The organism is Chryseobacterium sp. 22458 (genome assembly GCF_052044975.1).
Classification (GTDB): Bacteria; Bacteroidota; Bacteroidia; order Flavobacteriales; family Weeksellaceae; genus Chryseobacterium.
This window is the reverse complement of the sequence record NZ_JBQEOA010000002.1, coordinates 648,506-662,599: the sequence shown is the minus strand read 5'-3', so window position 1 is coordinate 662,599 and position 14,094 is coordinate 648,506. Positions and strand designations below refer to the sequence as shown.

Below are 14,094 nucleotides of genomic sequence, written 5' to 3'. Positions count from 1 at the left end.
ATTTTACTATTTATCTAACGCCTCATAGATAGAATTATTACTTCTAAATTCAGGCACAATTGTTTTTAATATTTTTACTACTTCCACCTTATCTCTTCGTAAAGATGCCTTAGTAATCTGCTTTGTCAGTAAATCTATTTCTTCGAATCCTATTGACGGATCTTTAGAAACCATAATCTTATCATTATGAGTAGGAAGTGTTTTTGCATTATCACTTAAGAGTTCTTCATAAAGCTTTTCTCCCGGTCTCAATCCTGTATAAACAATCTTGATATCTATATTCGGTTCAAACCCTGAAAGCTTAATCATTCTATTGGCAAGATCCAGGATTTTAACAGGTTCCCCCATATCAAAAACAAAAATTTCCCCTCCTTGCCCCATTGTGCCTGCCTGTAAAACCAGTTCGCAAGCTTCCGGAATGGTCATGAAATACCTTACAATGTCCGGATGGGTAATCGTAACGGGACCACCTGCCTCAATCTGTTTTTTAAAGTGTGGAATCACTGAACCGTTAGAGCCTAAAACATTACCAAACCTCGTTGTAATAAATTTAGTTGTATTACCCTCTAAATTCTGAAGCGATTGTACAAAAAGCTCTGCAGCACGTTTGGAAGCTCCCATTACATTTGTAGGATTTACTGCTTTATCAGTAGATATCATTACAAATCTGTTGACTTTATACTTACTGGATAGTCTTGCAACAATCTTTGATCCTAAAATATTAACAAAAATAGCTTCATGAGGGTTTTCTTCTACCAGTGGCACATGCTTATAAGCTGCAGCATGATATACCATTGAAAAATTATACATCTGGAACAGAGCCTCCATTCTATGCTGGTTCGAAACATCTCCCAAGACAAACTTAAATGCAATGTGAGGGAATTTTTCTCTCATTTCAAGTTCAATTTCGTAAAGGGGTGTTTCTGCCTGATCCAATACAACAATCAATGAAGGGTTTACCAAAGCAACCTGTCTTACAATCTCACTTCCTATGGAACCAGCACCTCCTGTTACCAATACTGTTTTCTCGAAATGTCTGCTTTGAATTTTTTCATTCTGTATCTTAATAGGTTTTCTATTTAATAAATCTTCAATCTGGAGATTTTTAATAGATCCTCCTAAATCACTGTCTCTGAGTTTTTGCACAGAAGGAGCTTTGAAGACATTCAGATCTTTTTCCAGAAACAGATTCACCCAGCTGTTCATTTCATCTCTGGCCATCATTTCTTTAACGATGAGAACCCCATCAATAATAAGATCATCTTTGGTACTTTCTTCAATCTTTTGCTTCTCATAAATAGGTTTCCCCAATAAAGAAGCTCTTTTGGAGTCTGTTCTTTGGGTTAAAAATCCTACAACCTGATAAGGCAAGCTCGGATTATCCAGAATTGCCCGTGCAATAGCGATAGATTGTTCGTCAATTCCCAATACAAGAATTCTTTTTTTCAAGGCACTTCTCCTGTATTCTCTTACAATATGAAAAAACTCTTTTACATAAAGCCTGAAAAGAAATAGCCCCATAAAGGAAATCACGAAATACAGAATCAAATAAGGTGTAAGAATAAACTTACTTCCGGTAGCCCAGAAATATAAGATATTGATTGTTCCTATTGCAAACATGGTACAAAAACAGGATACCAACAGCTTGAACAGGTCTATAAATGTTGAATGCCTTATAATACCGGCGTAGGTCTTAAAAAGATACATGAAGATCGTATTCACTGCAATAATAAAAGCAAAAACAATACTTTTATCATTATGGTAAATAAACTCTCTTTGAGTAATTTTTTCTATGATGTAGGTTGAAAGGAATAGTGAGATAACCAGAATGATAATATCTATTATAAGTATTATCCATCTGGGAAGATATCTTACGTCTGAGAGATTGACAACATTATCTCCTCCAAATATTTTTTTCCTAAGAGAATTATACATTGTCTTTATTTGCGTTCATAAATTGTTAGTACGACTAGTTTAGTTATTAGTTTTAATGCCTATAAAGCATTCCTGCAAAATTAAAATAAAATATCATCTATACTCTAGATTTCAAAAATAAATTTAATTTCTTATGTTTATCAGAATATCCTTAATTCTGATCTTATCATCATCATTCAAATTAGTTCCGGACGGTAAACATAAACCTTTGTCAAAAAGTGTACCACAAACATTGCTCCCAAAAAAAATGAATTTTGTAAATAAGGGCTGCAAATGCATTGGCTTCCACAAGTATCTGGTTTCTATATTATTCTCTGAAAATTTATTTTTCACAATTTCTTTTGTGATTCCATAATCATTCTTTTCTATGGTAATGGTGTTCAGCCAATAATTAGAAAAAAAGTCTTTTCCGGGTTCTTCAAAAAGCTGGATAAATTCAAGTTCTTCACATATTTTCTGATAAAAATGATGATTTTCTCTTCTTTTTGAGATCCTTTGTTCCAGAACATCCAACTGTCCTCTTCCTATTCCTGCAGAAATATTATTCATTCTGTAGTTATAACCAATTTCAGAATGGCTGTAGTATTCTTTATTTTCTTTTGCCTGTGTGGCCAGATAAACAGCCCGTTCTTTATCTCTTTGGGATCTTGAAATTAAAATACCGCCTCCCGAAGTTGTAATAATCTTATTTCCATTAAAACTAATTACAGATAAATCTCCAAAAGACCCACATGGCTTATCTTTATACTTACTGCCTAAAGCTTCAGCACTGTCTTCAATAATCGGAATTTCATATTTCCTGGATATTTCCTGAATTTCATCAACCATAAATGGCATACCATATAAGGAAACTGTAATGATTGCCTTAGGCTTTCTGCCTTGTTTTAAACAGTATCTGATTGCATCTTCTAATGCATTTGGGCACATATTCCAGGTGGAGCTTTCACTGTCTACCAGGACAGGTATTGCTTTTTGGTAAAGAATAGGGTTTACTGATGCTACAAAAGTAAATGACTGACAGATTACAAAATCATTTTCTTCAACATTCAGTAATCGCAGGGCAAGGTGTATTGCTGCTGTACCGGAAGACAAAGCGGTCACAAATGAATTATTTCCAAGAGAGTTTTCAAGAGTTTTTTCAAACTCATCTATATTGGAACCAAACTGAGAAATCCAGTTGGTATCGAATGCTTCCTGTATGTAATTCAATTCGTTTCCTCCCATATGCGGAGGGGACAACCAGATTCTTTTTTCTTCCAATCTTCCTGTGTTTAATTTTTAGTCAAAAATATCATTTATTTTCTCATATTCAAAACCTCTGCTCATGAGATATTTTATAGTTTTCGATTTTTTTTGATATTCCTGTAATCCTTTTTGTTTAGAAGAGTAATCCTCATATATTTTTGTGATGGTTTTGATGTAGTCATCTTCGTATATTTCATCAAAGCACGAATTGATCAGTTTTTCAGATATCTGCTTCTGTTTCAGATGCATTCTGATTTTATTCTTTCCCCAATGTTTGATGTAAAATTTACCTCTGATATAACTTCGTGTAAAGCGTTCTTCATTTAAGTAGTTTTCTTTGAGGAGATACAGAATAATTTCTTCTCTTGCTTCATCAATCAGCAGGAATTCTTTCATCTTCTGCTCTACTTCGGCATGGCATCTGTCCTGATAAACACAATAGTTAACCAGTTTCTGCTTGATTTCATCAAAAGTAAAAGATTTTTTTTCCATTGTATAAAAAAAGAATGGGCTCACGCCCATTCTTTGTATGATATTATAATATCTGTTAGTAATTAAACAGAGCTTTACCTTCCATTAATTCATTCACTTTCTTTCTTACAGACGCAAGAACTTCTTCATTTTTGATATTATCTACTACTTCAGAGATCAATCCTGCAATAGTATCCATATCATTTTCTTTAAGCCCTCTGGTTGTAATAGCGGCAGTTCCCAATCTGATACCAGATGTAGTGAACGGAGATTTATCATCAAAAGGAACCATATTTTTGTTACATGTAATATCAGCAAGCACTAATGCTTTTTCTGTTTCTTTACCGTTTACCCCTTTGTTTCTAAGGTCTACCAGCATCAGGTGGTTGTCCGTACCTCCACTTACGATATCGAAACCTCTGTCGATCATCGCTTTTGATAATGCCTGTGCATTCGCTTTAACCTGTTTAGCGTAAATTTCGAACTGCACATCCAAGGCTTCTCCGAAAGCTACTGCTTTACCGGCAATCACGTGCTCAAGTGGCCCTCCCTGAATACCCGGGAATACAGCACCATCCAACACCTGGCTCATCATTTTGATTTCTCCTTTTGGAGTTTTGTGACCGTAAGTGTTTTCAAAATCTTTCCCCATCATGATCATTCCTCCTCTAGGACCTCTTAAAGTTTTGTGGGTAGTGGTAGTCACTACGTGGCAGTGTTCAAATGGAGAATTCAATAATCCTTTTGCTACCAGACCTGCAGGGTGAGCGATATCTGCCCAAAGAGTTGCGCCAACTTCATCTGCCACCTCTCTGAATTTAGCATAATCCAGATCTCTTGAATATGCTGAGAAACCTGCAATAAGCATTTTTGGTTTTTCTCTCAATGCCACTTCTCTCATCTGATCATAATCAATAAGACCTGTCTCCTGCTGAACTCCGTAAGAAACTACGTTATACTGGATTCCAGAAAAATTCACTGCAGAACCGTGAGTAAGGTGTCCTCCCATTGAAAGGTCCATTCCCATGATCTTATCTCCTGGTTTCAAAACGGCAAGATAAATGGCAGCATTCGCCTGAGAACCGGAATGTGGCTGAACGTTCACATAGTCTACTCCGAAAAGTTCTTTTGCTCTGTTGATAGCCAGTGTTTCAACCTCATCTACTACTTCGCATCCTCCGTAATATCTTTTTCCGGGGTATCCTTCAGCATATTTGTTTGTCAGTACACTTCCCATTGCTTTCATCACATTTTCAGAAACAAAGTTTTCTGATGCGATAAGCTCTAATCCATGGGTTTGTCTTTGTCTTTCCTTTTCAATCAGGTCGAAAATAATATCCATTTTACTTTTAGTTTTTGAAATTTATCCCTCCAAATGTACGGAATTTTCACCGAGATTTTGGCATTAAAAAAATGATTTTTAAACACTCAAAAGGGAAATGTAAAAAGTAGATTTATTATTTCTGCTGTTATTATTTTCACCAAAAAACAAATTAAAACTCTTCATCAGAAAGTTCTTTATTGACCATAGCTCCTGCAAAATTTCCTTGTGCTACAGCATTGGCTACGGATCTCATCATGGTCACATTATCTCCACAGGCAAAAACTCCGGGAACATTTGTTTTCTGCATAAAATCTACTTTGATAAATCCCTGTTCCGTCAGTTCACACCCCAGATCATCAGATACATTGATATTCTGCTCAAAAGGAATTTTCGCATACAAAGCCTGCAACGGAACTTCCTTTCCGTTTTTAAAAATTATTTTTTGAATGAAACCATTTTCATGTTTTACTTCTTTGATTTCATCTTCGTTAAGGATGATATTATTATTCTTTAGTTTTTCAAGTTGTCCGTCACTAAGAACAGCTTTTCCATTGGTAAATAAAGTGAGGTTTTTAGTCAGATTAAAAATCAGTTTTGAAAACTCGTAGGCCATCTCTCCGTTGGAAAGAATTCCGGTGATTTCATTTTTCACTTCATAACCATGACAGTATGGGCAATGGATAACAGAAATCCCCCAACATTCTGCAAATCCGGGAATATCTGGCATAATATCCTTCACTCCTGAAGCAAGTATGAGCTTTTTGGTATTAAATTTTTCTCCGGATGAAGTTTGAATTTCAAAACCTTCGGTTGTTTTTGCTGTTTTTACGACTGTTCCATTATAAAACTGTACAGTGTCATACTTTTCTACATCTTCTTTTGCCAGCTTTGCAATTTCCGCAGGTGTTTTTCCGTCATGAGTAACAAAGTTATGGGAATGCGGAGTCTGTCTGTTGCAGGGTTTTCCGTTATCAATAATCAGAACATTTCTTAAAGATCTTCCTAAAGACATTCCTGCAGATAATCCAGAATAGCTTCCTCCTATTATGATAACATCAAGGTTTTTGTTTTCCATAGCTCAATTGATAGTTGATGATTGATAATTAATGATGCAAAGATAGCCTAAAATCAATTAATGCAATAAAGTTGCAATAAAATTTATCTATTAACTTTATCCTGTCTGCAAATCATCTTTTCCAGCTTTATTAAAAACTATTTCCATTCATTTTTAACTTCGATAATTTCATCCTGAATTCTTTTATTGACATCTATTTTTGCTCCCTGTAAACTAAAAATTGCGGTTCCTCTTTCTCTTGCATACGTATTGGTAATAGAATCTTCCAATTTTGCAACTTCAAAAAAAGAGCCGGATTCTTTGAGTTCTTTCCCTGCTTCAGAGGCATCTTTGACTCTGATAACATTTTTATATTTCTTACTTAAGTCAATCCAATTAATATAGTCTGCGTGAAATGACATCGCTGTTACTCCAGCTTTGGAATAATAATTAATTGCTCCTGTCTGTCCATAATTGTCACACAACACCATTGTATTTCCGGTTTTTGATAGCCTGGAATATTCTTTATCTACCTTTTGAGCCAGTTCTTTCCAACCCTGCATATCGGCAAAATCCTGTGGCAGCAGATGATCTTTTCCATCTTCCCAGCGAAGCAGGCCTAATTTTTTGTACTGGCTTTGGTGGGATACGATATATTCAGGACTTTTATTTGGAAAAGCCACATTATACAAAGGCAGGAATAAAAGTACAGGAATGAGAAGACATACGGGTTTCAAAAATCTCTTCCAGCTTTTTTCAAATACATTTCCGAGAAAAACAGCACCAAAAGCAATATACACAGGATAGAGTCCTATCGCATAGTAGTCTTTCGCTTTAAAAAACAAAAACAAAGTAATTGTAAAGATATAGCTCCAGAAGAAAAACCTGAATTTCTCAAAGGGTTTATATAGTAATAGAGCTCCCCAGCCTGAGATCAACACAAAAATAACTCCGACAAAAAATAAAATCTGAGATTTCATAAACTCAGTCCTGCTGACATGTACCAGTTGTCTTTCTGAGAGCTCTTTCATATGATGAATGACCGGAAACTGATTCTGATACTGCCAGAGAAGATTGGGGGAAATAATTATTAAAGCTAAAAGAGCTGCCCAGTACACATGAGGCTGCATAAAAATCTTCCTCTGCTCCGTCAGCAATAATGCGGGAATAAGCCCCAATAATGAAAAAGCAATATTGTATTTGTTTAACATTCCTATTCCGACAATAATGGCGCTTATATACAACCATTTTACTTTTTGGGAATTGAAATATTTAATCAGACTGTAGTAAAAGAACAGCCAAAGGAAAATCTCCAAAGAGGTGGGCTGGAATAACATATTTACCCGAAGAAGTACTGAAAATAATATCCCCAGAGAGGCCAGTATTTTAGCAAACAGGTTTCCATTAAGCTCTTCAACCACCTTCCATGTAAGCACTATGGTCAAAGCTCCGAATAAGGCTGGAAAAAATTTAACCCAAAATATGGAATTCCCTAATATTTTAATGATCCAGGCCAGCCAGGAATTGACAGGCGGAACTGAAAGATAGCCCCAGGCAAGGTGATTTGCCTGATCTAAGTGCAGGTATTCATCTCTGTGAAGTTCATACTCCGGGCTTATCAGTGAATACTGAAGTATAAATTTAGCAAGAACAAAAAGAACAAGAATCCAATAGTTTTTTTTCATAGGTTATCGTTTGGATTACTACTAAGACAATTTAAGCTCTTCTTATGTGACATCTCCAAAATCTTCTACTTTAAAAAACAACTTAACCTATCTGATGATTTCAGGTTTACCCAGTTCAAATGTAGGAATTATTTGGCTCCTGATGCTTAGCTGATAATAAAAAGATCCCGAAGAAATATTCCTCCGGGACCTAACAGTTTAGTAGTTTATAGTGAGTTTATTATTTTGCCTTAGACTTTTCTTTCAACTCTTCTTTATCTTTATCAGACGGGTTCCAAACTTTAATTTCAGAATCTTTTGTGATCTCAGATCCCGGAAGAATCTGAACATTGATTCCATCGCTGGCACCCAGTTTCGGGTATACTTTTTTAAATTTGCCGTCCTTTTGTTTTACTTCCACAAAAGGAACATCTTTTCCTTGTTTCTTTTCGTACTGAACTAAGGACTCATCCATTAATAAAGCATTTTTCTGAGAGCTTAATACAATTTCACCATTTGCGGAGAAACCTGCTCTGATGTATTCATTATTAGGGTTATCCACATTTCCTTCTACCGGAAATTTAATGGTACCTGCGTTATCTTTTCCTTTAGGAGCGATCATGGTAAGCTTTCCAGGGAAGGTTTTATTCTGTAATGCACCGATCACGATGTTCATATCCATCCCCTGTCTCAGTTTTCCAGCCTGAGCTTCATCTATTTCTCCTTTAAAGATCAGAGAGTTCAGATCTGCTACGGAACAGATCGTTGTACCGGCATTGAAGTTATTGGCCTCAATTACCTGGCTACCTAATTTCACAGGAACTTCAAGAACGGTTCCTGAAGCTTTAGAACGGATTTGTGTAGTCGCCAATCCTTGTCCCTGAAGTTCAGGTGTAGCACCTGTTTTAGCAATCTGTAATCTTTTCTGGGCGGTGTTCAACTGCTGCTTCGAATTTTTAAGGGTTTGCTGCTGGGAGTACAGCTGTTGCTGTGAATTCAGGTATTCCTGCTTAGAAGCTACTCCTTGTTTATAAAGCTTTTCCTGCATCTCAAACTGTTTCTGCATATTAGCAACGTTCAGCTGTGCATTACTGATCTGAAGCTGAGCGTTCTGAACTTCCTGCTGAGCAGCATTTACCTCAGAAATACTCGGAACAATTTTCACTGTAGCGATAAGCTGCCCCACTTCTACTTTATCTCCTTCTTTCACTAAGATTTTATCAATGATCCCTGTAATGTTGGGCTTAATTTCAATTTCTTCCTTCGGTACAATTTTCCCGGTAGCCATCACCTTATCATCCATATTCTGAACGGTAGGTTTGCGGGTAAGGAAAGCCTCATCTTCTTTAGAATTCGATTTAACAAGATAGCCAATCCCTGAGAACAATGCCACTGCAAATAAAAGCCCCAACACTATATAAATGGCTTTTTTCCAAGTGAATTTCTTTTTCATATGTATAGTTTATTTTTTATTTAAAGGTTGAAAGATTTAAAAATTAAAAGATTGGTCAATCGTATATTGATGATCAGTCATTTTTTATTTCCAAATTTTCAAAATATTTCATTTTCAAATTAATTATTCTGTTCTTAGTGCTTCAATTGGCTTGATCTTTACTGCTCTCTGAGCCGGAATCATTCCGATAATCAGCCCTAAGATTACCATTACGGCCATTGCTGCAAATACATTTCCATAATTAACAGTCGGATTATAGAATGGAAACGAATCCTGCCCCTGCGTCACAGCATTTAAAATCATCAGCACAAAAATTCCAAACATAAAGCCCAGTAATCCTGACGAGAGCGTGATCACCACACTTTCAAGCAATATCTGATTTCTTACCTCAGCTGGTTTTGCTCCCAAAGCTCTTCTGATTCCAATTTCTTTGGTTCGTTCTTTTACTGTAATCAATAAGATATTTGAAATAGCAATAACTCCTGCGAGAATAGTCAGGGTTCCCACAATAATGGTCAGCAGCTGCATCCCGGTAAGAAAGCCTGTCAGTTTTTTAAATTCTTTTCCTAAATTGAAGCTTCCGAAAGCATTGGTGTCTTCAGGGGAAACTTTATTTTTATTTTTCAGCACCTGCTTTACATCTTCTTCTACGGAATTAACGTTAGCATTAGGCTTGCTTACGATAGCAAACAGGTCTATCTGATCTCCTGCATTATACATTTTGGTATAAGTGGAAAGTGGGATAAAAGCTGTCTGGTCATTTTCAAAACCTCCTCCTTTTTTTACACGGAAGACCCCGATAACATTAAAGAAAATACCTTTAATATTGATAGATTTCCCTATTGGATTTTCTTTTTTCTTAGAGTCGAAAAAGTTCTTGTAGATCTCTTCTCCAATAACGACTACATTTTTATTTCCGGAAACATCGGCATCATTGATGTAACGTCCGAAAATAAGTTTCTTTTCTGAAATTTTGTTTCCTACAGCATAATCGCCGGTAAGTGAATAGGTCCCGTTTTTACCATTCCTTGACATCGCTTCCCCAGGTGTTCCCGTAAAGCTTCCTCTTGCATTTTGAGGGGAAATATAGTCTATAGCGGTTACTTTTCTCTTCAGCATATCCATATCATTTAAGTTCAGGTGAACTTCTCTTCCTTTAGGGAATCCTTCGTATGGAATAGATGTTTTCTGTGCCCACAGGAAAATTGAATTGGTGGCAAAACCGGAAAATAATTTATCAAAACCATTTTCCATTCCTTTTGCTGCTCCAAGAAGGCTTACATACAAAAACATTCCCCATCCCACACCGATCATGGTAAGAAATGTTCGGAGTTTATTATTCCTCAATGAATAATAAATTTCCTGCCAAGTATCTTTTTTAAATATGATATTCACCTTGTTGAATTATGAGTTATAAATTATGAGTTATGAATTCCATCAACCTGCATTTTTGCTTCTGTTTATATTATTCCGTCCTCAGTGCTTCAATCGGTTTGATTCTTGATGCTCTGTATGCGGGTACAAATCCTGCGATCAGTCCTGAGAAAATCAGTGCAATGAATGCCATAATAATGGATCCCCAGCCTACACTTGGGTTTTTAATAAAAAACTCTTCAAGGCTGTTTCCGATAAGGTTTAAGGTTAAAACACCTATTCCGACTCCAACGAGCCCAGACACTACTGTAATCACAACACTTTCCTGAACGATCAGCCCTACAATTCCGCCTGGCTTTGCCCCAATAGCTTTTCGTACTCCGATTTCTTTGGTTCTTTCTTTAACGATATATACCATAATGTTGCTGATCCCAATGATTCCGGCAAGCAGGGTTCCTAATCCGATAAATCCTACAATCGCCGTAAGTACTGCCATAAACATAAATGTATCGTTCATGTTTTTCGCATTATTCCAGACCCGTACTCCATTTTCATCATCAGGAGAAACATTTTTTCTGGCTTTAAATTTATCTCTCAGCTCATCACCGTATTTGATTGCCTGATCCGGAGTCAGCTTATCATCATAAGTGATGTATGCTATGTTCACCGTATCAGATCCCTTTTTCATCTGCTGTAATGTTGTAATAGGAACTGTAATATGCCTTTCATCCCTGTCTCCTCCGTCATCAGAAAAGACTCCTACCACCTTATACATTGTTCCATTAATATCCAGCTCTTTTCCAATGGGACTTCCATTTTTGATCAAATCCCGCTGAACCATTCTTCCGATTACTGCAACATTTAATTTCCTTGTCAAATCCATAGAGGTCAGATAACGGCCATCAATAACTTTTCTATTTTCAATGATCTGTTCTCCAGGCTCAGCACCATTGATCTGATAAAAGCCACTCTCTTTCCCATATTTCACCATTAAACTGGCACTATATCTGGGACTTGAAGGACCTACTTTTTTCTTATCTGCATTAATCAAAAAATCATAGTCTGCATTATTCATTGAAATATTTCGATCAGACTGCAAGCCTTTATAAGCTAAAGTGGCTTTTCCGGTTGAAATAACAATAAGGTTCTTAGCATCTCCGGCAAATCCTTCAGAAAATGCATTTTGCAGCCCTTTTCCTATTCCGAAAAGAACAATAAAAATAAATAATCCCAAAGCCACCGTAAATCCGGAAAGCACCGTCCGAAGTACATTACTGCGGATAGAACTGAATATTTCCTGCCAACGATCTAGATCAAACATTTTGTATTGGTATTAAAAGATTGAAAAATTTAAAGATTAAAAATTGAACCGTTAAATTTTCAAATTATCTCATTTTCAAATTATCAAATTCCTAAAGCACAATCTGCTTAATAAACTCATCACTTTCAATGATTCCATCCTTCAGGATTACATTTCTTTTGGTCTGTGCGGCAACATCCGGTTCGTGCGTTACCACAATGATGGTTTTACCTTCATTGTTGATATCCTGAAGAAGTTTCATAATATCGTGGGTAGTTTTCGAATCCAGTGCTCCGGTAGGTTCATCCGCCAGTACAACTTTCGGATTGGTGATCAGGGCTCTGGCAATGGCTACTCTTTGTTTCTGCCCTCCTGAAAGTTCACTAGGCAGATGGTTTGCCCATTGTCCCAACCCTACTTTTTCAAGATACTCAAGCGCTTTCTGATTACGTTCCTTTCTGGGTACATTCTGGTAATAAAGAGGTAACGCTACGTTTTCTAAAGCTGTTTTATAATTGATTAGGTTGAAAGACTGGAAAATAAATCCTAAAAAACGGCTTCTATATTCTGCAGCTTTTACTTCAGATAAATGTTCAATAGGAACACCGTCCAGTTCATAAGTTCCTGAATCTTTTTCATCCAGAATCCCAATAATATTAAGAAGCGTAGATTTTCCGGAACCGGAACTTCCCATAATAGAAACAAACTCGCCCTCTGAAATATTCAGATTAATTCCCTTGAGAACATGAAGCTTGCTTTTTCCCGTATCGTATGACTTATGTAAATCCTGAATTACTAACATTAAGTGATGTATGTTTTATACCCAATAAGTAGATGATATTTTCAAATTGTTACAAGAAAGAAAATTTATTCAAATATTTTTTTGTTTAACTCATTAAACCTTTATTTATAGCAACTTACATTTAATTGTTTAACTGTAACTTCAGATTTGTATCCTTTTATCTTCAATATTCCCTTCCAGCCTATTATTCGAGCCTGTTTCATGTAAATGTGGAAAACTTTTCAGGCTAAAAGTCAGCCTATTAGTATTTACCCCTTTCAAAATCAGTTCTTTTTTTCGAACTTTGTATTTAGTTCTTTACAAGAAATACGAAACTGAAAAAGTGAATAACTTTTATTCACAACCAGCAGAAAAACAAAAACTTAAGTATTTCCGGAACATTATCCACAGAGATCTAAATTATTTAATTATAAAGATATTTAATATGGGAATTTTTGATAAAAGAGTAAGTTATAAGCCATTTGAATACCCGGAGGTTCTTCAATTTGTAGAGGCAATCAACAAATCGTTCTGGGTACATTCGGAAGTGGACTTTACTGCAGATGTTCAGGATTTTCATTCGCAGTTGGAACCACATGAAAAGCACGCTGTGAAAAATGCGCTGTTAGCCATTGCACAGATCGAGGTGTCTGTAAAGACATTCTGGGGAAATTTATACAATCACCTGCCAAAACCGGAATTCAATGGATTAGGATCTACTTTTGCAGAATGCGAATTCCGTCATTCTGAAGCCTATTCCCGCTTATTGGAGGTATTGGGATATAATGACGAATTCCTTAACGTTATTGAAATTCCTGCCGTAAAAGGAAGAATCGAGTTTCTTGGAAATGCTTTGAAACATGCTAATTCCGCAACACCTAAAGAATACGTTTCAGCATTGTTATTATTCAGTATTCTTGTAGAAAACGTTTCTCTTTTCTCGCAGTTTGCCATCATCCTTTCTTTCACAAGATTCAAAGGATTCATGAAAAATGTTTCCAATATCATCGCATGGACTTCCGTGGATGAACAAATTCATGCCAATGCAGGGATCTACCTGATCAATAAAATCCGTGAAGAACAGCCGGACCTATTGACAGAAAGCGACATCGAAGATATCTATACTCTTGTAGACGAATCTATCGAAAAAGAAGGCGATATCCTGAGCTGGATCTTTGAACTGGGTGAAATCGACAACGTATCTAAAGAAGATCTGTTAAACTTCATGAAATACCGTGTAGACGACAGTTTGAAGAAAATCAACATGAAAACAAGATACAACATCACCCCTGAACAATACAGACCAATGGTATGGTTCGAGGAAGAAGTTTTCGCCAATTCATTGGATGATTTCTTTGCAAAAAGACCGGTAGACTATACAAAACACGATAAGAGTATTACGGCCAACGATTTGTTTTAATGTAGAGCGCGAGCGAAGCGAGCGTCAAAGCAGATAGTATTAGCATAGTCATGCTGGAAATAAGTTCATCGCT

At 36.3% G+C, this 14,094-nt stretch carries 11 protein-coding genes; 1 reads left to right on the top strand and 10 read right to left on the bottom strand.

Going from position 1 to position 14,094, the window contains the following annotated elements:
- Positions 1-6: 6 nt before the first annotated feature.
- From ACTJJF_RS10305 to ACTJJF_RS10260, 10 genes are all read right to left on the bottom strand, one after another.
- Positions 7-1,935, bottom strand: coding sequence for a polysaccharide biosynthesis protein (locus ACTJJF_RS10305; protein WP_440699592.1), 1,929 nt, complete (start codon positions 1,933-1,935; stop codon positions 7-9).
- A 123-nt stretch (positions 1,936-2,058) separates the two neighbouring features.
- Positions 2,059-3,159 (bottom strand): DegT/DnrJ/EryC1/StrS family aminotransferase, encoded by a 1,101-nt coding sequence (locus ACTJJF_RS10300; protein ID WP_440699682.1) that lies wholly within the window; start codon positions 3,157-3,159, stop codon positions 2,059-2,061.
- Positions 3,160-3,213: 54 nt separating this feature from the next.
- The gene (locus ACTJJF_RS10295; protein ID WP_312304272.1) at positions 3,214-3,672 is read right to left on the bottom strand and encodes a regulatory protein RecX; all 459 of its coding nucleotides are present in this window, start codon (positions 3,670-3,672) and stop codon (positions 3,214-3,216) included.
- Positions 3,673-3,727: 55 nt separating this feature from the next.
- Positions 3,728-4,993, bottom strand: coding sequence for a serine hydroxymethyltransferase (gene glyA / locus ACTJJF_RS10290; RefSeq protein ID WP_440699591.1), 1,266 nt, complete (start codon positions 4,991-4,993; stop codon positions 3,728-3,730).
- Positions 4,994-5,144: 151 nt separating this feature from the next.
- Positions 5,145-6,050 carry an NAD(P)/FAD-dependent oxidoreductase gene (locus ACTJJF_RS10285; RefSeq protein ID WP_440699590.1) on the bottom strand — a complete coding sequence of 302 codons (906 nt, stop codon included), beginning with the start codon at positions 6,048-6,050 and terminating at the stop codon, positions 5,145-5,147.
- A 137-nt stretch (positions 6,051-6,187) separates the two neighbouring features.
- Positions 6,188-7,714, bottom strand: a complete 1,527-nt coding sequence (locus ACTJJF_RS10280; protein WP_440699589.1) for a glycosyltransferase family 39 protein — start codon at positions 7,712-7,714, stop codon at positions 6,188-6,190.
- 220 nt (positions 7,715-7,934) lie between these two features.
- Entirely contained in the window at positions 7,935-9,146 is a 1,212-nt protein-coding gene (locus ACTJJF_RS10275; RefSeq protein WP_312304279.1) for an efflux RND transporter periplasmic adaptor subunit, read from the bottom strand.
- 123 nt (positions 9,147-9,269) lie between these two features.
- Positions 9,270-10,541 carry an ABC transporter permease gene (locus ACTJJF_RS10270; protein WP_312304281.1) on the bottom strand — a complete coding sequence of 424 codons (1,272 nt, stop codon included), beginning with the start codon at positions 10,539-10,541 and terminating at the stop codon, positions 9,270-9,272.
- 70 nt (positions 10,542-10,611) lie between these two features.
- Complete coding sequence (locus ACTJJF_RS10265; RefSeq protein ID WP_440699588.1) at positions 10,612-11,841, bottom strand: ABC transporter permease; 1,230 nt, start codon at positions 11,839-11,841, stop codon at positions 10,612-10,614.
- 91 nt (positions 11,842-11,932) lie between these two features.
- Positions 11,933-12,622, bottom strand: coding sequence for an ABC transporter ATP-binding protein (locus ACTJJF_RS10260; protein ID WP_312304285.1), 690 nt, complete (start codon positions 12,620-12,622; stop codon positions 11,933-11,935).
- A gap of 424 nt (positions 12,623-13,046) precedes the next feature.
- Here ACTJJF_RS10260 and ACTJJF_RS10255 point away from each other — a divergent pair, with 424 nt between their 5' ends.
- Positions 13,047-14,021, top strand: a complete 975-nt coding sequence (locus ACTJJF_RS10255; protein WP_076352612.1) for a ribonucleotide-diphosphate reductase subunit beta — start codon at positions 13,047-13,049, stop codon at positions 14,019-14,021.
- Positions 14,022-14,094: the final 73 nt, after the last annotated feature.